Genomic DNA, 23,175 nt, shown 5'->3' with positions numbered 1-23,175 from the left:
TTTATGTCATTCATCCCTCAGCGAGTCGACGGGGTTTGCCACAGCCGCCCGGAAAGCTTTAATGCCGATGGTTAACATGGCGATGACCAGGGCCGACAGTATCACGGTTAAGAACAGTCCGACCCCCAAATCGATGCGATACGTGAAATTAGCGAGCCAGCCGTGCATGAAGTAATAGGCCAGCGGTGCCGCCACGCAGAAGGCCAGCGCCACCATATATATAAACTCCTTCGAAAAGAGGTATACGATGCTTGCCACGCTGGCGCCGAGCACCTTCCGGATGCCGATCTCCTTCACTTTCTGATTCAGCATAAAGGATACCATCCCATACAGGCCGATGCTGGATATCACCAGCGATAGTACCGCAAACAGCTGGTAAACCAATGCCATTTTTTCCTCTTGTTCATAAAACTCGGCGATATTGTCATCAAGAAAATCCGCTTGGTAGTAATGCTCGGGATAAAGCTGTTCAAACCGTTGTTGGACTTCGGCCAATGTGTTTTTTCCTGCGCCTTGCTCCAGTTTGATGCCGGCCACGTAGTAATTTGATTTGTCTGTGGCGATGATGATGGGCCCGACTTCTTCCCGTAGTGAATTGGGGATAAAGTCGTTCACCACCCCGGTAATGGTCATCCAAACACCTCCCCCGATTCGGATACGCTTGCCGATGGCGTCTTCGGCGGCAGCCAGTCCCAGTTTTTTGCGCATAGCATCATTGATAACCGCCTCTTTGAGTGTATCGCTCGCTGCGTAGGGTTGCCCCGCGGCCCAGGTGAGGCCATAGTTGTCGAAATAATCCGCGTCGGCGAATTTCACAGCGGTAGGAAAGTCGATCTCATTGCCCGACCCCGTGCCGTCGAAATAGAAATTTGATTGCCACTTGTTGCCCGACGAAGGGACATCACTCGCCAAGCTGACCGACCGGACCTTGGGCAGCTGCAAGAGCTGCTGCTTGAATACAGCCATCCGCGGGTTAGCAACGTCGTCGGAAGGCACTTGCACCATATACAGGGCTTCCTTGTCAAACCCCAGGTCCGCGTTGCGGATAAATGCCATTTGTTTCACGGCCACGAGCGTACCGATCATCAGCAATTGGGCGATGGCGAACTGGACAACAACCAGACCCTTCCGCACGGGAACGCCCGCCAGCTGGGTGGTATGGATTTTATTCCGGAGCGCGGCAATGGGTGTAAAACCGGAAAGGATGAGTGCCGGATAACCGCCCGACAGCAGGGTCATCACCAGCAGGGTTAGGCTGAGGAATACAACGGTGTGTCCCTGCAACAGTGGTGGACGATCGGGCATATTGGAAAAATGATGCACATGGGGGAGGGCAACGTAAGCCACACCGATGGCCACGACCATCGACAGCAAGACGAGCAGGAAGGTTTCGCTGAACGACAGTGCGATCAGGCCGCGCCGGGTACCCCCCAGCACTTTCCGGACACCAATTTCCTTGCCTTTGCCAAGGGCCTGGGCGGTGCTGAGGTTGATGAAATTGATGGCTGCCATGACGAGGATGAATATCCCGATGAGCGTCAGCGTGGTTAGTGTGGATCGTTTGATTATCTGGCCGTCGACCAAGCCACCATAGCGCGGGTCAAAATGGATATTGCTCAGCGGTTGTAGGTGCAGACGCCTGTTTTTTCCGTTGTCTTCAAAATATTTTTTGGTCAGCCCGTCCAGTTGTTGGCTGATAGTGGCTTCGTCTTCATTGGGGCCAGCTAATACGTACGTTTGGAAGCTGCTGCTTACGCTGCCCCAATTATCGGGGTCATAGTCAAACATACCCGGATTTGCCTCCAATGTGGGGAAGGAAACGAGCAGATGATAAGGGAAGTTGCTGTTTTTTTGGGCGTTTTCGACAATGGCGGAAACCTGTAGCGTGATCGCATTGGCCAATTGGAACTGTTGCCCCACGGCTTGCTGCCATGAGCCGAAGAAGCGGGTGGCTGTTTCGCGGTCGAGGACCACACTGTTAGGGGCCGACAAAGCAGATGCGTTTCCCGCAAGCCATGTCGCATCGAAGAGCTGGAAGAAGTCGGGCGTTGTAAAAACAACCTGTTCGGAATACTTGTCGATTGGATTTTCTTGATTTTTATTAGGTACATCTACTTGTCCGCCGGTTGCCAATAACGGTACAACAGCCTTCAGCTGTGGCATGTCTATCCAGAGTGCCCGGGGTAGTGGATTGGCAACGCCCGGGTTGTAATCGGACGAGTTTTCGCGTTTCGTCTCGGTAACGATGCGGTAGATGCGGTCATAGTTTTTATGGAAGCGATCGTAGCTCCATTCATATTGTACAATGACAAATAAAATCAATGCGGCAGCAATTCCCAGCGAAAGTCCCATCAAATTGATGAGCGATGTGCGCCTTTCGCGGATGATGTTTCGCCAAGCTATTTTAAGGTAGTTCGTTATCATTTTTTAGTATTTAGTACAAAGTACTTAGTCGTTAGACAAAGCCAGTCCTTGCTCTTCTCATCCTTGCTCCAAAACATCACTCATCCCGCAGCGACTCCACCGGATTTACGATGGCAGCCCTGATGGCTTGGAAGCTCACGGTCATTAATGCGATGGTGACGGCGGCCACTCCTGCTAGTGCGAATATCCACCATTCAATGTTAATCCGATAGGCGAAACCGGCCAGCCAACTGTCCATCGCCCACCACGCAAGTGGGCATGCGATGGCGATGGCCACCAACACAAGTTTTACAAAGTCTTTCGAAAGCAGGGCTACCACATTACCCACGGACGCACCCAACACCTTTCGGATGCCGACTTCTTTTGTACGCTGCTCGGCGGTGAATGCTGCCAAACCAAAAAGACCGAGGCAGGAAATTAAAATGGCGAACAGGGCGAAGGAATAAGATAGTTTGCCGACAATGGCTTCGTTTTTATACAATTTGGCAAATTCTAGATCCGAAAATTGATACGAAAAGGGGGTTTTCGGATTCAGGGTTTTGCATAGCTGTTCTAGGGTTGCGATGGCTTCCTTTGTGCGACCCGCTTTGGTACGCACCAAAATGGTGCCCCATGACCAGTTTTCGTCCAGCCGGATGATCAGCGGTTCGATGGTTTGATGAAAGGAGGTGAAATGGAAGTCGCGGAGTACGCCGATGATTTCACCGGGACGGTTTCCCCAATCTACCGTTTGTCCGATAGCCGATTCGAAACCCATGCGTGCTGCAGCGGTCTCATTTAATAGATAGGCAGCCGAATCTGCGCCGAAGGCCCGTGAAAAATCGCGCCCCTCTTTTAGCTGGAGGCGCAGCGTTTCCACAAAGTCGTAGCCGACCACGGCATCTGCAAACGAAACGGTGAGATTAGGGTCTTTACCGGGCCACGCAATGCCATCCACATGGTGCTCAATAAACGTCGGCGAATTACGCATCTTGGACACGGAAAGGATTTCAGGCCGGTTTTCAGCTTCCGCTTTGAAGGCTTGATAGTTCTTCACCAGATCACCTTCGATGGGGATGTATACGAGGTTTTCGCGGTCGTAACCCACATGCGTGGTCTGGATGTAGTTTAGTTGCCGATAGATGACGAGCATGCCAACGATCAGCAGCACCGAAAGGGCAAATTGGAAAACCACCAACCCTTTCCGGAGAAAAACAGCGCCGCCCAGGGAGTGGTTGTTTTTCAATACCTGGATGGGTCGCATCGAAGATAAGAACAGGGCTGGATAACTTCCGGCAACTAACCCGATGCCCATGAAAAGCGCCAACGCAGCGCCCCAAAATCCCAGCTCGGCCAGCGGTAGCGTCAAAGCTTTACCGGTAAACTGGTTGAACAGGGGGAGCAAGCAAAAAGCGAGCACTAGCCCCACCAAGAATGCACAAGCGGTGAGTAGGAACGCTTCCATATAAAACTGCCTGATTAGGGAGAGCCGGGAAGCACCTATGGTTTTGCGTAACCCGATTTCCTTAGCCCGTTTGGCGGAGCGTGCCGTTGCGAGATTCATGAAGTTGATGCAAGCGATCAGCAGTACAAATGCGGCCACCCAACTAAATAGTCGAACATATTCAATGCGCCCGCCGGCGATATGCCCGTCCTTAAAGCTCGAATGCAAATACCGTTCACCGTACGGCTGCAAGGCCAATTCCGTCCGGAAGCTCTCGCTCTGATCTCGGTAATTATGGACGAAATCTTTTATTTTCGATGCTACCTGTTCGCGGCTCGCATCCGCACGTAACTGGACAAATGTAGCCGGCGAGGTGTTGCCCCAGTTGTTTACCCACGCATTTTCACTGACAAAATCGCCCCACCCCATCAGAAAGTCAAATTGTTGGGAGGATTGGGTGGGGATATCTTCAAAGACCGCCGTCACCTGCAGGTCTTTCTTATTCTCAAAACGGATGGTTTTGCCGACAACGTTTGTGATGGTACCGAAAAAGTTTTCGGCCATTTGCTGTGAAATGGCGATGCTGTTCGGTAGGGTCAGCGCCGACTGCTTATCACCGTGCAGCACCCGGTAACTGAACATGCTCAAAAAGTCAGCACCAACAAAAAAGCCCGTCATTTTGTTGATGTTGCCATCCACCGAAAATGTACTGCTTGTCCCCGGAGCCGCGACATACTCCATGCCGCTCGCATATTCGATCTCCGGGATATTCTTTTTCAGTTCCGATGCTAGCAAGCCTTGGGTATGGTAAGCACCCACGATCTTGCCATCGTAGTAACTCCGTTGGTATACTTGGTAAAGGCGACCGTCGTTGGCATGGAACCGGTCTACGCTCAGTTCATCCTGTACCCATAGCAGGATGAGCAATGCACAGGAGATGCCCAATGCCAAGCCTGCTATATTCAAAAAGGAAAACCCTTTATTTTTCGTGATCGTCCGTAAAGCCGTGGTAAAATAAGTTCTTATCATGTCTAATCGAACTGAATACAACCCGCCTCGCGTTAGTCCTACTGCCGCTCAAGTCGCTGTCTCTTAATTTGTTCATCCTGTTGTTCGAAAAATAGCAGCAACTAAGCCAAAACAATAACGGATTGATTATCAATATAATTAACGAAGTGCTTCTTTGAAATAGTGTTCGATATCGAACACTTGTTGTTCGCTCGCGGACACTTCCATGGTTGTCCGTATCTCCGCATTAGCCGTTACGTACACACCTCGTATTCGGTATGATGCCACAAATCAAATGCGTATCTTTGGCGGTGTAAATCAAGATAAGATGGGTGTAGGAAGTATAAAGCGAGCAATTTGTATGGCGGTTATGGCTGGGCTATTCGCGATGCCGGCCGCGCAGGCCCAAAGCATCTTCGACAAGGTGAAGAAGGCCGTTAAAGATAAGCAGGAGGGCGAGGCCGGAGAGGATAAGAAGAAAAGCAATCTGGACCTTACCGGCATTTCCACAGGAGAAATGTCCGGCGCACTGAAGGAGGCGTTGAACATCGGCGTAAAAGAGGGGATACAGAAACTTGGTGCCGAAGACGGGTTTTTTAAGAATGAATTGGTGAAGATATTGCTGCCTGAGAAGCTCAGGAAAGTAGACGCTACCCTGCGCGGTATCGGGTTGGGTAGCCTGGCGGACCAAGGGCTACTCTTGCTGAACCGGGCTGCCGAAGATGCCGTACAGGAAGGGGTGCCGATATTCGCCAATGCCATTACGTCGATGTCATTCGATGATGCGAAAAACATTCTACTTGGCGATAGCGTAGCAGCCACCAATTACCTGAAGGGCAAAACCTCAGAACAGCTCTTTACCGCTTTCAAACCAAAAGTGGAAGGGTCGCTGGGCAAAGTGGGTGCCGATAAGATCTGGGAACAAATCATTGGCAAATACAATGGGATAACCAACCAGTCGCTCGAAACGGATTTAAACAGTTACGTTACGCAGGAGACCGTCAGCGGTGTATTCAAGATGGTCGCCGAAAAAGAAAGTGCCATCCGTGATAATCCGGTGTTCCGTACCACTTCGCTGTTGAAGAAGGTGTTCGGGGCGGTGGATTAACCCTGCGAACCGCATGAAGCTGGATTGTGAATACGCCATTGTTGGCGGCGGGGTCGCCGGGTTATCCGCAGCCGTTGCTTTTCATAAACTCCGAAAGGATTTTCTTGTTTTCGAACAGGCACTAGCGCTGAAAGGCATTGGCGCCGGTTTTGGTTTGGCTGCCAATGCCATGCAGGCATTTGAATACTTGGGCCTACGGCAGGAGGTCGAGGGTATCGGCTTCTATACCGACACTTATGAAGTATTGGATCACAAAGGCCGTGCGCTGATTGTACCCGATACCCAAAGGCTGAGCACACGGTACAATCAGAAGAACCTGACGGTACACCGCGCTGACCTACATCGTTATCTGCAAGGGAAAATACCTTCGGCGGCAGTACAACTCGGTAAGCGACTACAGCGGCTTGAACAGCGGGATGAGGGAATCGTGTTGCGTTTCGAAGATGGTACAAGGTACTGTTGCCGATACCTGATCGTTGCGGATGGTGTCAATTCGATTGCCCGGCAACAATTGGTTCCAGGCTCGGTGGCCAGGTACGCGGGTTACACCTGTTGGCGGGCCACAATAGGCAATGGTACCATCGGGTTACAGCGCGGGTCGGAAACCTGGGGCCCTAATGGCAGGTTTGGAATGACACCGTTGGTCCAAGAGCGCATTTATTGGTACGCATGTATCAATGCCCCGCAAAACAGCAATGTATATAAAAATTATTCAGTGCGTGATTTGCTGCACCACTTCAGCCGTTACCACGATCCCATTCCAGAAATCTTGTCGAATACGAAAGACGAAGACCTGATATGGAACGATATCATCGATATCAAGCCGTTATCGCGTTTTGCTTATGGTAACATCCTGCTGATTGGCGATGCTGCCCATGCCACCACCCCAAATATGGGACAGGGGGCATGTCAGGCCCTCGAAGACGTCGCGGTGCTAAGCGACGAAATCAGCCGGGCTGACACCGTTGAAGATGCGTTTAAAAATTTTGAAAAGCGGCGGTTAAAGCGGACCAAATACATCACCGAAACTTCCTGGCGAATCGGCCGTGCAGCCCAGTACACCCATCCCCTGATGGTCGGTGTCCGCAATTCGTTGCTACGGCTCATGCCCGCGGCATGGGCACAATCGACCTTAAAGAAATTATTGGAGGTGGATTTCATGTCGATAGCATCGTCCAAATGACGCAACAATGCTGTAGCGTTTATTGCTTGGCGTTGGCTAAGCGGGCGACACAAACAAATCATTCAGTGCTTCGGTCATGCTGGGGTGCGTAAAAATCATATTGGCCAATGTGTCGTAAGTGACGCCCGCATGAATAGCCAGCTGGACGGTATTGATCATTTCGTGCGCCTCCGCGCAGAAGAATGTACAGCCGAGGATGCGGTCGGTTTTTGCATCAACAACGGCTTTGAGTACCCCCCGCCGTTCGTTTAAAATGGCAGCCTTAGGGATGGTACTTGCCTGGATTTTAAACACTTTTACCTCGTATCCTTTTTTGTGGGCTTCCTTTTCGCGAAGGCCGGCCTGGGCTAACGGTGGGGTGACAAACACGCAGGTCGGAAACGGCTGCCTATCCTTCAGCGAAGTGTATTGTTTGTTGCCGGCAAGCTGGTTGCGGATGATGCGGAAATCATCCAGCGAAATGTAGGTAAACTGCGGCCCACCATTGCAGTCGCCGATTGCCCAGATGTTTGGTGCGTTCGTTTTCAGCTGGTCGTCGACCTGTATGTATCCTCGCTTGTCTGTTTGGATGCCCGCAGCGGCGAGGTTCAAATCGTCGGTACTGGGTTTCCGGCCGGTAGCGAGGAGCACCGCATTGGCTGTTAACGATTTTTGGTGCCCATTTTGTGTAAAATAAACTGTTACTAGCCCGTTGCTCACATCTTCCACTTTTTCTACGCTAGCATCATTCACGAGGTGTATCGTTTTTTCGGTCAGTACCTTAAAGAGCTCACCGGCGATGTCCTCGTCTTCATCCGGAAGGAATTGTGCATGCCTGTCCAGCACGGTAACTTGGGTGCCGAATTTGGCAAACATATCGGCAAACTCCAGCCCGATGAATCCGCCGCCGATGATGACCAGCTTTTCCGGCCTTCCCGCTTCGGCGATCAGCCCCGCGCTGGTGAATACCTTTTCGGAGCCTATTCCTTCAATAGGCGGAATGCTTGGTTGGGAGCCGGTATTGATAAAAATGCGTTCTGCTTCGATCCGGACTTCCCCACCTGCCGCCAGCTGCACGGTTACCTCATTTTGGGAGGCGAAAGCAGCCTTTCCGGTTATGACCTCCGCGTTTTCGAGACCTGCAATTTTCTCGAAGTTTTTTTGCCGCAGGCTAGCCGTCAACTGTTCTTTAATTTCGTATGCACGCGGATAGTCCGTACCTTTTTCCGCTTCCACGATGAGTGATTTTGTGGGTATGCAGGCAATGTTGATACAGGCGCCACCGTACATATCGGCCGACTGCTCTACAAGCACCACGGGTTCACCCCGTTTGGCGAGGAATGCGGCCAAGGTTTTTCCGCCCTTGCCAAAACCGATGATCAAATTCTTGACGTGCTTCTTCGTTTCCATACTGCTTACCCGTTTAAGATGGTGGTCAGTTTACTATACCAATGGGCGGTCAAAAATGTTTTAAAAGTTCATTGGCGATTGCCTGATACCCTTTATCTGAGGGGTGCAGTCCGTCGTAGGTCATGTCGATGGCCTTTTCGGGGTAGGGGTACTCATCCGACTCGGGGTTGAAGAGAATTTGCGTATATGCCGGATATCGGTACCTACGGTATGCATCACCTCCGGGTTCCCTCAGCCACTTGAACTTCACCAGCTTTTCGAGTTTCAGTTTGGGGTGGTGGTACAGATCGACCACCTGGAAACCAGCTTCGTGGCCGATAGCAGCGATGGTATCAGCGAACTGTTCCAATGTCTGGCCATTCCGATTCGGTTTATACGAACCCCAGGCGTTGTTTTTAGGGTCATTGATATACACGAAATCGGCCCGCTGCATGGGGGTTATGAGAATGATGGGTGCATCGGGATTCAGCTGCCGGAGCTTATCGGTGATGATGCGGAAGGCGCCGCTGGTGGTACCGGCGCCGGTGTTGTTCCGGTAGTCAGCCACTGACCCAAGGGGTAGCCCCGCCCACCAGTCGTTGGTGCCCAGGAACACCGTATAATAATCGGCTTTTACCAGCCCGAGGTTATCGATCTGTTCGGCAATCCGCACTGCCGTCCATCCATTATGCCCTTCGTTGATGTAACGGAGGTGGGGATGTTTTTCTGTGACGAGTGTCATGTACCCTTTGGTGATGCGGTGGCCCGTTTCGTCGGTATGTTCGTTGAGGTATGTGATGGAGTCGCCGAGCGCGAGCCAAGTTTGCTGCGGCTGGCCGAAGGAGCAGCAGAGGAGCGTAATTAACAGGAATAGAATTTGACTTTTAGAAGCTTTCATTATTTTTCCGAATATTAATTACCAATTTTTGAGGAACACGTTTATATCTGGTTGGTTATTGCTTCTAGTTCACTAAGCGTGACCATTGTTGTATTCTCATAGATACCCACTTGTAAGACGACTTTGTCCCCCGATACAAGATAGTTTGCATTTGATTTTGCACAGAGGGCGAAGAGATAATTGTCTTTACCGTCTGATACGATTTGAGGGATGTTGGTGAGTTTGTAGGTTTTGCTAACAAATCATGTAATTCAGCAACTTTGGCAACGCTTTCGGGAGGAACAAATTTTTGAAGTTTAGGCCTAGCCAAAACATCTGTAATCTCGGCTCTCAATTCCCTGCAGCTTGCTATCCTAATGCCTGTTTCCGCCATACGGACGATATAATCCAACCTGCGGTTGATAGTCAGGCTAATCCATATATTGCAATCCAGTACAACAATCATTACTGGGGCTTGGCTTCGCGCACGGCGCGGCTTTCCTGTACGATTTCATCCATCGTCAGTTTATTGCCGGCCTTAATCGAATCGCCGACTTCCCGGGCAAGTATCATGGCTTTACTTTCGCGCGTGACTTTTACACCCAGCTCCTTCAGTAGCTTTTTCACCAGCGAGGTTTTATTTTCCGGTACCTTAATTAGAAACGTATCCATAAAAGCAAATTTAAAGAAAGAATCGTTGTTTGCCAAATCCCCGTCAATTGGCAGCCTTCAACGCCAAATGCCCGCAGAGTGCGTTTAACAGGTCACATGGTTCCATGTCAATCGCTTTCGCGATGAGGTAGAGCTCATCTGCACGCAGCTTGGCCGTAGGTGTTAGTGTGAGTTCATTCATCCGTGCTTTGCTTAGCCCCGTACGGCGGGCTACCATCGATTTGTTGACCGACCGCTTCGCTAAAATTTCGCCCAATAGTGTCATATTCCTAATCATTTGTTCAAGTAAACATACGTTTTGTATATAAAATCTGAATAATTGTTTGGTTAATTGAAATAATGTCTTTACGTTTGTATTGAAAATCTATACAAACAATAAGTCATTATGAAAGAAGTAATCAACCAACAACTTGTCGAGCGGCTGACCCAGCGCATGGATTTACACCGTATTTTCCTGTTTTCCTACCCCTACCTGGAAGAAGAGCGGCCGCACCTGCTGCTGGTCGTCAACCCGGTAAAAGGGATAGCGCCCAAGACGATGGCACCCCTGGTGTCGTTATGCCTGTCAGACAGCGAGGAAATCCCATTTGACCTGGTGCTCACCGGCGAATGGCAAAACCAGTTGAAACAGGGGAGCCTGTATTACACCTATGCATCGTTGCCCCAGCACGAGCTGTATGCTGCATCTAAAAAGGGCAACCCGTTGTTTTCCCATAAAACCGTTACGGGCCTGCTGGAACTCGCTGAACTCAACTATGAAAAATGCCGTAAGACATCGGACGATTTCCGGCTTGGCGCAGACAACTTTGTTGCCAAAGGTGAATATGGGCAAGCGACGTTTATGCTGCACCAATTCCTTGAACTGCGGCTGAAGGGCTTCCAAGCCACTGCTGGAATCAATGGGGGCAAGGGGCATAATGTGGAGCATCTGTTTAAAACCCTCCGCAGCATGCTGCCGCAATTACAATCGATTTTCCCGTATGACGGCCCATCGGTGGATTTGTTCCGCCTATTGGATCAAAGCTATCTGCGGGCAAAGAAGGGAGAGTCGATTGAAATCGAAGTGGAGGAGTTTGGTATATTACTGGACAAGAGCGAACAGGCGAAGGCTGCGATGGATGAAATGGTCGCCTCGATGGTCGCACGGGTAAAGGTTTATCGGGAGCAATTGCCGAAAGAGGTGGAAAAGCCGGCCGAAACAGCTGCGGCAAAGCCCGCAAAAGAACCCGTGGCTGCCCCTACCCCCACCACACAGCTTATCTGCGAAGATTTCAACGGCTTCCCATGGCCGGAGCAGTATAAGCAGGATGTCAATAAGCTATTGGATAAGATCCGCCAGAGCCATAATCCCGAACAGGTCATGATGCTGAACTACCATACAGGTGGCTTTTCAGGAAATTACCTGTTTCGCCCAGAAGAGCGGGAGGAGAGCGGGGGCGGGTCGAAAGTGGAGCTTTACCTCGTCGTATTGATGAACAACAAAGGGCCGTTCCATTTCCGCTGCATGCAGGTGGGAGAAGCCAGTGCCATGGTGGTTTACCTGAACACGAAAACCGTGCAGAAGAACCTGGCGGAAGGCAATCGCTTTTTCCATACGCTGTGGACCAAGGGGCGGGTCTTGCGCAGGAAATCAACCTTCGAGCCTGCTTTTGACGTGGTGGCTGTGGATTGGAAAGCCGAGTATGAGCGGGTTGAAAAAACCTGGCAGAACGCAAAGGCCTGCATGGGCAATTTGAACGAGTTGATTCAGTCAGCGCCGTCATTGAAGCTTGACACCTGTTTCTTATTACTGCGGAACCTGCTGGAAGTGGGCATCAGTACCTATTTACGGTGTGCCGTTGGGTTTGAGCCTTATGGGGTGGATTTAGCGGAATTGATTGATTGGAGTGGGGTAACGGGCCGGAAGCTACTGGATTTTATATACCCGGCGAGTAAAATCGAAACAGCACGCATGCAGTTGATACTAAGCCCGCACACGGTATGGTGGCAAAACATCGAAATAGGCTTATCGGACACATCGCAACCGTTTTACAAAGATCGAGCGAAGGACATCGCCCATTTCTTTGAGGGGATTTGCGAGGAGGTGGTGAAGGAGTTGGAGGGGAAGATGGGAGTAGACTCCGGAGAGGGGGTGTCGGCGTGAGTAAGCTGTTTGCTGACAACGAGGTAAGCGTATTTTCCACGGAATGCTCACTCACCTATTCCAGTTTTATCTACTGCATGATGTTGAACCGTATGGCTTGGGGCTATTCTGCACAGGAGTTGTCTTTTCTGCTTGGTCAGGATGATGATTTTGTCCCGAATCTAGAGCGGTTTAAACGGTTCGATATGGGTGTAGAGTTGTACGGTCAGTTATGTAAGGTTTTTCGTCACGCTTCCTTTATTCAGCACCAACATCACGGAGAAAAGGAATTGCGGCACGAAATGCATATTTGGAAGGCAGGTGAGACCATTTTCTATCGGATGGAATGTTACAAGAGCCAATTTGAAAGCATAACCCTGTTTCAACTCAGTGAAGAGGATCCGGAAATCGGTAAATACAGGTATAAGAATTCTGTAACGATTTATCAGCAACAGTCATTAAATGCATTGTATACAATGTTGACAAGAGGTCTTTTCGACAAACCAATTGAGGCACAAGAACTCTATAGGCGGCTCGACCGTATGTCAGAAAATATAATAGACCCGATTTACTTCAAAACCGCGCTTTATAAGCTGGTTGGACGTAAAGGAAAAGCTCCTTTGAAGCGGACGAAACAACGGAGTTATAGTTATCGCTACGCGCTGCACCCGGGGGTGGACTTGGAAGCGGCGACGGATTTCGTTCACCAGAAATTCCATGAACTATCATGAAGGTCGAAACAGCATTTATCGATGTACCGAGAGACTGCAAAATTTCCTGCGAACTGATAGGAATTGCGGTTCCTGATTTTCTACAATTGATGGTTAATCATTTCAGTTACGCCCATCTCCACATGCATGACACTTCAGAATACGACATGGTAACGAAGGCATTTTTGGAGGCGGAACGTTCGCTTGGAGAAAAGGAAATTAAGCCCGCCAAGCATCTGTCAGCCAATCAAAAGGAACGTTTCCTGAAACTGTTCCGGCAGATACTCAAAACTTCCACGAATCGCAATTACAGTTTTCCGGCACGGAGAAACAAGGTAAAGGTACTTGCAGGCAAACTTCTGCAGAATTACGAAAAGGGGCTAGATGTTAAGCGGGTAATTTACTACGACGAAGAGACGAGAATCAACTTAAGTGGAGAATTTTTATGTATGTCCGTCTTCTTCCAACGTACGCCAACGGAGCTGCTAAACGCTATGATGCGACGGATATCGTATGCCGAGTTCTACGCGCGATACCATTTAAACCAGGAAGCATCTAACCCCGCTATGGCCTTTTTCCTACGTGTGATGGACGGCTATGGAGATATTCAGGACCAGGAATACCTAGGCTCCCAATCATTTAAGGAATACTTTCTATGGGACATACAGGAGTTTCGAACTCGTTATCTCTTTTATCGTAACGTCGAAGACCGTGTAGATATGTACCGCGAACGACTCGAAGAAATTTACCAACAAACTCAAAAACCATACGTTGACCATGACTAATCTGGAAAAAATTACCATCACACATGAATTCCAACAGGTGTGTGACATCTTTAAGTTAAGTCCGGAAAAAATCGTCCAGGACTTCATTGACAATGTGTCGATAGCCGAATACATGTGTGACCCGTTTTCCCCCACACGGTGGGCCAACACCTTCGTACTCGAATACGTCATCGCGCAGGTGGAGTCGGAGGATATCTTGATAAAGTACGGAGAGTACGGCGAACGGATAATCAAAGCCGTACTGGCCAATCCGAAAGACGCGGAAGAAACTGCGAAGAAGATGGTGGACGAATGGCATAAAGCCGTGCTAGAAGACCGGATTAAAGACGTGATGAAAAAAGATTAACACCAAACCTAAAATCGATCACCATGCATGAAGTTCTACCTGTTGATTCAGATAGCTCAGGTTCGTCAGATAGCATAACCAAACGTCGCGCATCAGAGCCTTATGTAATTCTTTGGGAAGACGGCGAACCGTTCAAACTCAGCGAAGCTTACGTTCGGACGTTTTACGCAGGAAAAACCAACCTCGACAAGCACCCCTTCTGGACATACAATAAGGAGCTCGTCGGCGATACCCTGACCATGCAATTGCGGGGCAATGCGGTAAATGACAAAACACTTACGTTACGGTTATCTCTGGCTCACATCGCCGTATCCTGCGGATGTGCCCGCCCGGTCGCAGGGCTATGCAAGCATGCCTGTTCCGCACTCATGTACAAGGTAAAGTCCAACGATAAGTTTTTCGAACAATTCTATCGCCCTGAAATGGTCGCCTTGCCGGAGGAACAACAGCGGTTGTTCGCATTTGATTTGCCGAGCTACTACCGCAGCCATAAGGTGCCCTTTGAAAAGCATCCCGAACACGGTCGCGTTTTCGGCTATACGAACGGAGATAGCCACAATGGAGAGAAGTTTGGTAATACGATCCAGCTGGCCGAACGGGTGACGCCGCCAGAACGCGAAGCAAAACTGGTATTCGGAATCCCGGTAGGCTCGTACCATTTTCAGCTGCCGGTACTTTTGCCTTACTTAACCAAAACCGGAACGAGAACATCCAAAACAAACCCCTATTCAGCATTTGAAAAAAGTTATTTGCTCACCAATGAGGATGAACCTGAAAGTCTCAACATACCGGAGCAATTCGCCGAAACCGCTTGTCGAAATATGCTGCGCATCGTGGAAAAGACAACGCCACAAACCAAACAATACTTGTTCGACTATTGGGCGGAACTGATACCTAACCTTCCGGATAGTATTGACTTGCTGTTTTTTTCGACCAGGTACCATGCTTTTCCTGTCTCTGTCAAGCCCGCTACTGGCCCTCGAATCTTCCCTAAACTCACGGTTGCTTCCGTACAGCTTGTATTTGACCTGACAGAGGAAGCCAGTTCTTTCCGGTTGAAGCTTTCGCTCATTGTCAATGGAACCCTGATGCCAAACCCTCGTTTTCTTGGCGACTATTACTCATGCTTTATCAAAGAGCATGATGATAGCGTGTTGTTTTTGGCGGATGTTCAGGACGAGGAGATTATCCACCAATTCAGGAAGGCCGGTTTTGTAATCACCGTATTGTCGCAGGACTTTGATACCTTCTTTCGGGATATACTCCTGCCGCTTAGCGAACGATATACCATTAACTTGCATACGGCCGCCCACAGAAGTATGTTTAAAAGCCGTTCGCTCGAAAAACACAGCCAGCGGTTGAAAGTCGAAGAGCGCGACGACCGTGTATACTTTTATCCGTCGACTTATTATCCCGTAGGGTTCGAGGTAAATCCTTTGCAGGAAGCTAATTTGATATTTCGAAAAAGAGGCGAACAATACCATGTCCTTCACCGCGATAAGGTAGCCGAAGAGAAGTTCCACGAAATGCTACGTGAGTTGCATCCATCATTCAAAGCGGCCCAAGATGAAACCTATTTCGTTTTACCGGCGTCCGAGATCCAGAACAGCACTTGGCTGCGGGAAAGTTTGGAAAGGTTGCGTAGTGAAGGGACGGAGATCAGCCTGGTTAATTTGACGGAGGGAACGGACTATTATCCGCACCTATTGTCGTGGGAATTAACGTTCACGGAGGAAAAGGGCAGTTACTACCGTGGCGATTTGAGTGCGCGTATGGGAACTGTGCCGATTGCGCTGGATGAACTTAAAGATATGCTTAGGCGGAAAAAGAATTGGTTTAAGTTGAAAGATGGTACGTTCGGCTATGTATACGATAAAGATAAAACCAGATTAATGCCGCTGCTTGCATTAGGTAAGGAAGGAATTAAACAGTTGGAAATCCCGACTAGCCACTTCAATACGATCGCCAACTACACCGAGCACATTACGAATGTCGCTATCAAAAAAGGAATTGAAATCAAGCGACGAAAACTAACGGAGCTGGATACGGTCCAGCCTGTTGAACAGCCGCACACTGTACAGGCCACGTTGCGCCACTACCAGGAGGCAGGGCTGAGTTGGCTGGCGTTTCTGAGGGAATTCGGCTGGGGTGGTATATTGGCAGATGATATGGGCCTCGGAAAGACCTTGCAGGTCATCAGCGCATTGGAATACCACTACCAGCAAGAACCCAACTCGGCGGCAAGCCTGGTGGTAGTGCCCAATACACTGCTGTTCAACTGGCAAGCCGAGTTTGCTAAATTCGCACCCCAGCGTAAAATCCATGTACATCATGGTTTGGAGCGGCACAAATCTGTGAAACATGATGACGGCTTGGTGGTGCTCACCACCTACGGGACGGTGATGGCCGATATCGATTTACTTACGTCATTTGCTTTCAGCTACCTGATTCTCGATGAATCGCAAGCGGTAAAAAACAGGACCTCCAAGCGGTTCGAGGCGGCGAGCCAATTAAACGCCCGATATCGTATCGCCATGACGGGCACTCCTATTGAAAACGGCATCGCTGATTTGTATGCCCAGCTTTCGCTGGTCAACCCTGGCTTTTTCGGCACTTTCTCCGATTTTAAACGCGCTTATCCCGGTATTGCTGACGGGTCGGCTACTCCGGATACGAAAGAGGAACTGCAACGGGCAATCAACCCATTTATCCTCCGGCGAACGAAGAAGCAGGTGGCCAAAGAATTGCCGGACAAATCCGAGATGCTCTTGTACTGTGAAATGCTGCCCGAGCAGCGCAACGTGTACGATGAATATCGGACGTTCTTCAAAAGCAAACTCTCCGGCAGCCTTGAAGAAGGAAACGGCGGCCGTTCGAAATTTATTGCCATCGAGGGGTTGATGAAGCTGCGCCAGATTTGCAATTCCCCCGCACTGTTGAATGATCGTGTTTATCCCAATTCGTCCACCAAGATCGATGAAATTTTGGACCACGTCGTGGACGTGCAGGGACAGCATAAGGTGCTCATTTTCTCGGCATTTACTGCCATGCTGTCGCTGTTGAAGTATCGGCTGGAAGACGCCGGAATCGAATATGCCTACCTCGATGGTAAGACTTCCGGCGACGAGCGGCAAGAGCAAGTACTGCATTTTCAAGAAAAAGAACAGTGTCGCGTATTCCTCCTAAGCCTCAAAGCCGGCGGCACAGGGTTAAATCTCACAGCGGCAGACTATGTATATATCCTTGACCCCTGGTGGAACCCTGCGGCAGAAGCGCAAGCCATTGACCGCTGTTACCGTATTGGTCAGGACAAGCATGTGATGGCTTATCGAATGATTTGTAAAGACAGTATTGAAGAGAAGATACTTGATATGCAGGCCAACAAGCGCGAGCTGGCCGACTCGCTTATCCAAACGGATGGCAACGTACTGAAGGCATTAAATAAAACAGAATTATTGAAATTATTTGACTGATAAAGATAATGAAGACTCATGTGTTTGTAAGCCTCTTTACGCGTCCTGCCCTATTTGGGGCGGGGTGCAAAAGGGGTGAACCGACCAGCGTTATAACCCTAAACAATATGGAACCTAAAGTGACTTCTTATGCCGGGTTGCTTGACCAAAGTGGCTTCAAGCAGTGGTATAAATACCAAAAACTGCGTGCTGCCCATCGCTACGACGCGGAGGATGTATCGTTTTTGATGAGTAAGCCTTCCTTTTATTTTCGGGATTACGAAATGATGGAAACCGGTGCAAAGCTTACCTGTGAAGATGATGCCGTGTTATCGGAAATCTTTTGCGGGCAATATGTTGAAATCTTGGATTTTGACAAAGATGACTTCGGTATATTCGAAAAACGGATTATACGAATACGACGGACAGAAAGCCTCACTACGATAGATTATCTTGTCAGTACCCCTTGGAGGCTAAATGGGAAAAGCAAGGCTGCCAAATTTAAGATACAGCAAGAAAAGGGCGTTATCATGAGCCGTGAAGAAGAAGCCGACCTGCTACAACAAGTCAGTTTTATCCTCGACAAACTATCAAGCGCAGGTTTCTTCCGTTGTGGCCGCGCCGGGCTGGAGATTTACCAAGAGGTAGAAGCACGTGTCCGGTGGTCGCCATGCCTACGCCCGAGGTATGTAAAACAAGTGCTTTATCAGCAATTGAGTGCGGGTCGCCTTTACCTGAAGGCAAACCATGGTCAGTTGCGGTTTCAAGAAGCCCAGTTAAACCCAATTCGGAATTCCACTGGGAATGTACCTGTTTATTCTTTGTAAAACTTAATCGTTGTATTATGCCCTTTGCCAACCACACCCCATACGATTACTTCCCACGCCGGTTGCACCCGCGGGAGATCGGTAACCCCTACCTTGCCATCCACCAATTTTTCGATTGGGAAAACTTGCCGGAATGGCGTAATCAGCTTGATAAATGGTTGCAAGCTGCACTGAAGTCTGGATTCCAATTGAGCCGCGATGAGTTGGTGGAATTATTCGTGCGGTATGAATTCATCGAGTATCTAGTGGAAGCACTGTCATTAGTACACCGATTGATGGATAGTACTTATATGCCGGAACGCGAACTCCTACTCGATATGCGAAAAAACAGTGAAAGGTTACTTCCAGATGAAATCAACACCGCGCATGGCTATTTCAACAATAATTACCAGCCGAAACAGTTCGAACGCGAGGAATATTACCCGTTCCATTTGGATGCCGACGAAAAGGAATATCCTCACGGTGTCATCCGTGATTTCTTTGACTTTCAAAACTTACCGCAATACCGCGATGCCCTATACTGGTGGCACATCGTAGCCATTGATTTCACCAACGCAGATGACAGTAGGGGTAGCAACTACGTGTATAACCTACATAAGCATCTCATGAAGGTTATCGAGGCCGCTCATTTGATTCATATTCGGTCGGCGAACGGAGACGAGAATGAAATAGAAAAAGAACCCGAGAAAACCCCCGGATTGTAGAAAAGCTATCCGCCATTTTATTTGATCAATTAACGAAATGGAAAGCGCCGATGCCCGCTTTGAAAGACACGGGCCAACCGTTAACGACGATACTTTAAATTAAAAACGATATATCAATATTCCCAACCCGTGTAACCGAAAGGAGTTGTAATATTTGTGAGTATTTGTTATTTTTGATGTGAGTGTATAACAAAGCAAAAATATTGAAAATGCTCAAGGCTAAAAAGTCGGAGTTGGAAAGGAAATATCGTCTTTCCGAACTTGGCCTGTTTGGTTCGTATGCACGAGGTGAAGAAAATGATCAAAGCGACATTGATGTTCTGGTTGATTTCGACACCCGCATCGATGGTTTTCAATATATCCGGTTGGCACACGAACTGGAAGATCTATTCAATTACAAGGTAGATGTTGTATCGCGAAAAGGGATTAAGCCAGTCTATCTACCCAACGTAGAAAAGGATTTGGTCCATGTCTGAACCAGAGCTCCGCTGCTGTTACTTGATATTGAACAGGCGATCACGGCAATTCTCGAATACACGGAAGGCTACACATTTAGCGATTTTGAGGGAGATGCCAAAACAAGACATGCGGTCGAACGCAATTTCGAGATAATTGGCGAAGCCGCATCAAGGTTATCTGCGGAATTCAAAGCGCAAAATCCGCAAATCGAGTGGCGTATCCTGAAGGACTTCCGGAATTTCATTATTCATGATTATTTCGGGGTTAACAATGAAATCGTCTGGGATACGATTCAGTTACGTTTACCCGACTTACGAGACGATATTAAATCACTGGAAAGTTAATATCGAAATTGCTTCGACACTAGGCCGGCACAGCTTCGACGCGCGTGCACGGTCCGTGCATGGTGAGTCCACGTTTTAGGTGTTCGCACGTGCTTTCACCGTGGAGGGATGGCAGCCAACGCGTGCTGGCTTGGCGAACCGATCTCGAACGAATGGCGAGCCAGTCTCGACCTTAATCAATCGCCTCAATCGACCGAATGAAAATCCCCGAAAAACAATCGTCCATGCAATTGTTGGGCACAAAGCCCGCAGATGAAATCAGCCCGTCATTTTTTGCTTCGAAGAAAATATCGACGTCACCCCGCTTTTTGAGCCAAACGGCACGCGCAGTTTCATACACCTCGTCCAATGTCTGCACACGACCGGCTGGCGTTTGCTCGTGAAGTCCCAGTTCGGCTTCTGTTTCTATCCACTGAAGGTTATCATGGAAGTGCTCAAGCTCTTGCTCCGGAAGGTCTTCAGCATCGAAACCAAGTGCTTGCAGAAATTCTTCCAGGGGAACCGTTGCCCAACCACCCTCCGGAATGCGAATATCATTGAATACCTCGTACCGGAAATCCCGCTGCACGACCTTGCCGCTCCAGACAGTAATAGTGGTCACCCACGAAGAACCCGCCCATGTGGCACCGGAAACGGCATAGCGATAGGTATTGCCGCTCGATTCGCGGAATTTCAGCCAGGTTTGGTAACTGCGTTCAAACGAATTGTCGTGTTCTATGTCACTTTTTTTACAGGCACCAAAGAAAAGGACGGCCAAAAGGGTGAAGAGGGGGTAGCTTTTTGTCATAAATGCTCAGTTTTTAAGGTTAAACGCAACGAAATAGATTTTCGCTACACCTGAGGGTTGTTTAACGCTTACCTGCATGCATAAAACGGATAATGGGTATAATCAAAATATTTAATACCTTTAAAACCGCATCTGACATATGATTGCCCATGGCACACAAACAGACTAACCAACAACGGCCGGATACGCAGCTTCGGCAAACAGAGAAACGGCTTCGCGAACTTAGCGGATACCTGCACGCGATGATTGCGGCCATCGAAGACATTATTTTCGAGTTGGATGGCAACCTGGTGTTCCGCAATGTGTGGGTGCGTGACGAGTCTTTGTTATTTATGCCTAGGGCCCAATTTTTAGGCCAAACCATCCAGGAGGTGTTCGGTGATCAAGCTGATTTATTCCGGGGACCGGTAGAGAAAGCGATGCGTGAAGGTAAAGAGGCCGCTATCGAATACCAGCATATAGACGCATCGGTCAATAAATGGTACCGTGCGAAAGCTGTACCCGTGGAAAAAAGTGAAGACCCCAGTGAATATCGGCTAGCGCTCATCGTACAGGATATTACCGACCGCGTAAGGTACCTGGCAGAACTTAAAGAGGAGAAAGCCAAATTGGAATGGTATAATGCGTTGTACGATTTCAGCGCCGAGCTTGGGAAAATTGCCAGTTGGGAGTACGATATCAAAAAAGAAACCACCGTAGGCACCAAACAGCTTTATCTCATTGTGGAGCGCGATCCGGAAGACGAATCTGATAAGGACGCAGCATTCATGTTTCTGGATGATGCCGACAAATTGAAACTGGCATCGGGTATACAACGGGCTGTCGAAACGGACAAACCCTATGATTTGGAGCTGAGCATCACCACCGCCCGTGGAAACAGGAAGTGGATACGCACCATCGGTATGCCAATTACCGAGAATGGCGAGACTACCAAAATAAGGGGATTGATGATGGACGTAACCGATCAGGTAAAACAACGTCTTGCAATCCGGGAAATCCGTGATGAACTTGCACGCAGCAATCAATTGCTTGATTTCAGCCAGCACCTTAGTGCCACGGGCGGGTGGGAATACAGTCATCAAACAGGGAAAACCTACTGGACCAAACAGGTCTATGCGATTTATGAAGTGCCGCATGATTTCGACGTGTCGGATTCAAAAAAATACTTGTCCTTCTTTTCGGTGGCAGATCAGAAAATGATTCAGGAGACAATGAGCAGATGCCTTAACCAACGGATTGACTATGAATTTGAGGCGCAAGCTACTCTCAGCAAGGGACACAAAAAATGGGTACGTGTGCTTGGCGCGCCTGTAGTCAACGACGAACAAGTTATCGCTATGCGAGGTGCGGTGATGGACATTACCAAAGAAAAGGAAGATGCCGACCGGCTTCTCAAGGCGAAAGAAGCTGCGGAAGAGGCTGCAAAAGCGAAGACGGCGTTCCTTTCGGTGATGAGCCACGAAATCCGGACGCCGTTGAACGGCATCATTGGTATTGCCAACCTGCTCAGGCTGCGGCATACCGAGCAGCAAGCCGAAATCGTTGATAACCTCTTGTTCTCTGCCGACCACCTGCTCACCCTTATCAACGATATTCTGGACCTGAATAAAATCGACAATAACAAATTGGATCTGGCGCAAACCGAGTTCAGCCTCGGCGGGCTTGTCCGCAGTATACGGAACCAGTTCGTGTCGCTAGCAGATGCCAAAGGAATACGGCTGGTGAGCCTTTTTGACCAGGAAATTCCGGAACAATTGATCGGAGACCCGGCTAGATTGAACCAAATACTGAGCAACTTGGTCAGCAATGCCATAAAATATACCGATCAAGGAAAGGTAACGCTTTCCATACAGGTGATGCGCCAAACCGACGAACGGGTAACACTCCATTTTTCCGTTGAAGATACGGGTATTGGTATCCCTGAAGAGCTCCATGAAGAGATTTTCGCGGACTTCAAACAGGCGCAGCAGGATGCGCAACGCGCAAACACCGGTACGGGGCTGGGCCTGGCCATCACCAAGCGGTTGGTCGAATTGCACAATGGGCAGATTAAAGTAGATAGTAAGCCCGGCGCCGGGTCAACATTTTACTTCGAGCTAGACTTCGTGGTGGCCGATACAGGAACCCCGCAGGTACATCCCCTGCCTTCACCCGAACTGACCGCGTTCGAAGGGAAATTGAGTGCACTTAAGTTATTATTGGTAGAAGATAACCGGGTCAACGTCACCGTCACCCGCGAGCAATTGGCCTATTTCGGCATCATGCCCGATTGTGCGGTTGGGGGCCTCGAAGCGCTCGAATTATTGACGGAGCATACCTATCACGTGGCATTCGTGGATTTGCATATGCCTGGCATGGATGGATACTCGTTGGCAGCGACGATGCAGGAGAAATACCCCGATACAAAGGTCGTGATATTCACGGCCGACATCATGGCCGACGTACGCATCAAACTCGCCAAGATGGGCATTCATACCATACTGAACAAACCCTTCCGCCCGGAAGATATGTTGGCGATACTGCTGCATACCATGCAGGAAAAAGGAATCGACCAGTAAGGGTTGGCATCCGGTAAA

19 protein-coding genes are annotated in these 23,175 nt (G+C 49.2%); 12 read left to right on the top strand and 7 right to left on the bottom strand.

Translation table 11 applies throughout. The features are described from left to right. Positions 1 to 6 precede the first annotated feature (6 nt). Entirely contained in the window at positions 7 to 2,424 is a 2,418-nt protein-coding gene (locus tag ACEVG1_RS07655) for an ABC transporter permease (RefSeq protein WP_374743037.1), read from the bottom strand. Between the two features lie 76 nt (positions 2,425 to 2,500). Then, positions 2,501 to 4,813, bottom strand: a complete 2,313-nt coding sequence (locus ACEVG1_RS07650; protein ID WP_374743036.1) for an ABC transporter permease — start codon at positions 4,811 to 4,813, stop codon at positions 2,501 to 2,503. A gap of 412 nt (positions 4,814 to 5,225) precedes the next feature. On the opposite strand from ACEVG1_RS07650, the gene ACEVG1_RS07645 reads away from it, so the two are divergent. Together ACEVG1_RS07645 and ACEVG1_RS07640 are read left to right on the top strand one after the other, a co-directional pair. Continuing rightward, on the top strand, positions 5,226 to 5,963 hold the full coding sequence (locus ACEVG1_RS07645; protein WP_374743035.1) for a DUF4197 domain-containing protein: 738 nt from the start codon (positions 5,226 to 5,228) through the stop codon (positions 5,961 to 5,963). Between the two features lie 13 nt (positions 5,964 to 5,976). After that, positions 5,977 to 7,146, top strand: a complete 1,170-nt coding sequence (locus ACEVG1_RS07640) for an FAD-dependent monooxygenase (RefSeq protein ID WP_374743034.1) — start codon at positions 5,977 to 5,979, stop codon at positions 7,144 to 7,146. A 36-nt stretch (positions 7,147 to 7,182) separates the two neighbouring features. Here the strand turns inward: ACEVG1_RS07640 and ACEVG1_RS07635 are convergent, their stop codons facing one another. From ACEVG1_RS07635 to ACEVG1_RS07620, 4 genes are all read right to left on the bottom strand, one after another. After that, entirely contained in the window at positions 7,183 to 8,535 is a 1,353-nt protein-coding gene (locus ACEVG1_RS07635) for an FAD-dependent oxidoreductase (protein ID WP_374743033.1), read from the bottom strand. Positions 8,536 to 8,584: 49 nt separating this feature from the next. Continuing rightward, a complete protein-coding gene (locus ACEVG1_RS07630; RefSeq protein ID WP_374743032.1) occupies positions 8,585 to 9,412 on the bottom strand; it encodes an SGNH/GDSL hydrolase family protein in 828 nt (275 codons plus the stop codon). Between the two features lie 444 nt (positions 9,413 to 9,856). Further along, a complete protein-coding gene (locus tag ACEVG1_RS07625) occupies positions 9,857 to 10,063 on the bottom strand; it encodes a hypothetical protein (protein WP_374743031.1) in 207 nt (68 codons plus the stop codon). Positions 10,064 to 10,106: 43 nt separating this feature from the next. Further along, the gene (locus ACEVG1_RS07620) at positions 10,107 to 10,340 is read right to left on the bottom strand and encodes a helix-turn-helix domain-containing protein (protein WP_374743030.1); all 234 of its coding nucleotides are present in this window, start codon (positions 10,338 to 10,340) and stop codon (positions 10,107 to 10,109) included. Between the two features lie 108 nt (positions 10,341 to 10,448). Between ACEVG1_RS07620 and ACEVG1_RS07615 the strand changes: the two genes are divergently transcribed. From ACEVG1_RS07615 to ACEVG1_RS07575, 9 genes are all read left to right on the top strand, one after another. Then, on the top strand, positions 10,449 to 12,206 hold the full coding sequence (locus tag ACEVG1_RS07615) for a HEPN domain-containing protein (RefSeq protein ID WP_374743029.1): 1,758 nt from the start codon (positions 10,449 to 10,451) through the stop codon (positions 12,204 to 12,206). Further along, positions 12,203 to 12,916, top strand: a complete 714-nt coding sequence (locus tag ACEVG1_RS07610) for a hypothetical protein (RefSeq protein ID WP_374743028.1) — start codon at positions 12,203 to 12,205, stop codon at positions 12,914 to 12,916. The genes ACEVG1_RS07615 and ACEVG1_RS07610 overlap by 4 nt, the downstream gene beginning before the upstream one ends. A gap of 89 nt (positions 12,917 to 13,005) precedes the next feature. After that, positions 13,006 to 13,680: a hypothetical protein gene (locus ACEVG1_RS07605; RefSeq protein ID WP_374743027.1), complete on the top strand. Its 675-nt coding sequence runs from the start codon at positions 13,006 to 13,008 to the stop codon at positions 13,678 to 13,680. Then, positions 13,673 to 14,026, top strand: a complete 354-nt coding sequence (locus tag ACEVG1_RS07600; RefSeq protein WP_374743026.1) for a hypothetical protein — start codon at positions 13,673 to 13,675, stop codon at positions 14,024 to 14,026. Before ACEVG1_RS07605 ends, ACEVG1_RS07600 begins: the two co-directional genes overlap by 8 nt. Positions 14,027 to 14,049: 23 nt before the next feature. Then, complete coding sequence (locus ACEVG1_RS07595) at positions 14,050 to 17,499, top strand: DEAD/DEAH box helicase (protein WP_374743025.1); 3,450 nt, start codon at positions 14,050 to 14,052, stop codon at positions 17,497 to 17,499. Positions 17,500 to 17,606: 107 nt separating this feature from the next. Continuing rightward, complete coding sequence (locus ACEVG1_RS07590; RefSeq protein ID WP_374743024.1) at positions 17,607 to 18,305, top strand: hypothetical protein; 699 nt, start codon at positions 17,607 to 17,609, stop codon at positions 18,303 to 18,305. A gap of 17 nt (positions 18,306 to 18,322) precedes the next feature. Continuing rightward, entirely contained in the window at positions 18,323 to 19,009 is a 687-nt protein-coding gene (locus tag ACEVG1_RS07585; protein WP_374743023.1) for a hypothetical protein, read from the top strand. Positions 19,010 to 19,218: 209 nt separating this feature from the next. Continuing rightward, positions 19,219 to 19,485 carry a nucleotidyltransferase family protein gene (locus tag ACEVG1_RS07580; RefSeq protein WP_374743022.1) on the top strand — a complete coding sequence of 89 codons (267 nt, stop codon included), beginning with the start codon at positions 19,219 to 19,221 and terminating at the stop codon, positions 19,483 to 19,485. Between the two features lie 12 nt (positions 19,486 to 19,497). Continuing rightward, positions 19,498 to 19,812 (top strand): DUF86 domain-containing protein, encoded by a 315-nt coding sequence (locus ACEVG1_RS07575; protein ID WP_374743203.1) that lies wholly within the window; start codon positions 19,498 to 19,500, stop codon positions 19,810 to 19,812. A gap of 172 nt (positions 19,813 to 19,984) precedes the next feature. Here the strand turns inward: ACEVG1_RS07575 and ACEVG1_RS07570 are convergent, their stop codons facing one another. Next, positions 19,985 to 20,599, bottom strand: coding sequence for a hypothetical protein (locus ACEVG1_RS07570; RefSeq protein WP_374743021.1), 615 nt, complete (start codon positions 20,597 to 20,599; stop codon positions 19,985 to 19,987). A gap of 149 nt (positions 20,600 to 20,748) precedes the next feature. Here ACEVG1_RS07570 and ACEVG1_RS07565 point away from each other — a divergent pair, with 149 nt between their 5' ends. Continuing rightward, a complete protein-coding gene (locus ACEVG1_RS07565; protein WP_374743020.1) occupies positions 20,749 to 23,157 on the top strand; it encodes an ATP-binding protein in 2,409 nt (802 codons plus the stop codon). Positions 23,158 to 23,175 lie beyond the last annotated feature (18 nt).

It is taken from the genome of Parapedobacter sp. 2B3, from assembly GCF_041925275.1.
Classification (GTDB): Bacteria; Bacteroidota; Bacteroidia; order Sphingobacteriales; family Sphingobacteriaceae; genus Parapedobacter; species Parapedobacter pyrenivorans_A.
Note: the sequence above shows the minus strand (reverse complement) of the source record. Positions and strands in the feature narration are given on the sequence as shown.

Excerpts from the sequence above, each read along its gene's own strand:
- ACEVG1_RS07655 (WP_374743037.1), bottom strand. The coding sequence starts at position 2,424 with ATGATAACGAACTACCTTAAAATAGCTTGGCGAAACATCATCCGCGAA.
- ACEVG1_RS07645 (WP_374743035.1), top strand. The coding sequence starts at position 5,226 with ATGGCTGGGCTATTCGCGATGCCGGCCGCGCAGGCCCAAAGCATCTTC.
- ACEVG1_RS07640 (WP_374743034.1), top strand. The coding sequence starts at position 5,977 with ATGAAGCTGGATTGTGAATACGCCATTGTTGGCGGCGGGGTCGCCGGG.
- ACEVG1_RS07635 (WP_374743033.1), bottom strand. The coding sequence starts at position 8,535 with ATGGAAACGAAGAAGCACGTCAAGAATTTGATCATCGGTTTTGGCAAG.
- ACEVG1_RS07630 (WP_374743032.1), bottom strand. The coding sequence starts at position 9,412 with ATGAAAGCTTCTAAAAGTCAAATTCTATTCCTGTTAATTACGCTCCTC.
- ACEVG1_RS07625 (WP_374743031.1), bottom strand. The coding sequence starts at position 10,063 with ATGGATACGTTTCTAATTAAGGTACCGGAAAATAAAACCTCGCTGGTG.
- ACEVG1_RS07620 (WP_374743030.1), bottom strand. The coding sequence starts at position 10,340 with ATGATTAGGAATATGACACTATTGGGCGAAATTTTAGCGAAGCGGTCG.
- ACEVG1_RS07615 (WP_374743029.1), top strand. The coding sequence starts at position 10,449 with ATGAAAGAAGTAATCAACCAACAACTTGTCGAGCGGCTGACCCAGCGC.
- ACEVG1_RS07605 (WP_374743027.1), top strand. The coding sequence starts at position 13,006 with ATGGTTAATCATTTCAGTTACGCCCATCTCCACATGCATGACACTTCA.
- ACEVG1_RS07600 (WP_374743026.1), top strand. The coding sequence starts at position 13,673 with ATGACTAATCTGGAAAAAATTACCATCACACATGAATTCCAACAGGTG.
- ACEVG1_RS07595 (WP_374743025.1), top strand. The coding sequence starts at position 14,050 with ATGCATGAAGTTCTACCTGTTGATTCAGATAGCTCAGGTTCGTCAGAT.
- ACEVG1_RS07590 (WP_374743024.1), top strand. The coding sequence starts at position 17,607 with ATGGAACCTAAAGTGACTTCTTATGCCGGGTTGCTTGACCAAAGTGGC.
- ACEVG1_RS07585 (WP_374743023.1), top strand. The coding sequence starts at position 18,323 with ATGCCCTTTGCCAACCACACCCCATACGATTACTTCCCACGCCGGTTG.
- ACEVG1_RS07580 (WP_374743022.1), top strand. The coding sequence starts at position 19,219 with ATGCTCAAGGCTAAAAAGTCGGAGTTGGAAAGGAAATATCGTCTTTCC.
- ACEVG1_RS07570 (WP_374743021.1), bottom strand. The coding sequence starts at position 20,599 with ATGACAAAAAGCTACCCCCTCTTCACCCTTTTGGCCGTCCTTTTCTTT.
- ACEVG1_RS07565 (WP_374743020.1), top strand. The coding sequence starts at position 20,749 with ATGGCACACAAACAGACTAACCAACAACGGCCGGATACGCAGCTTCGG.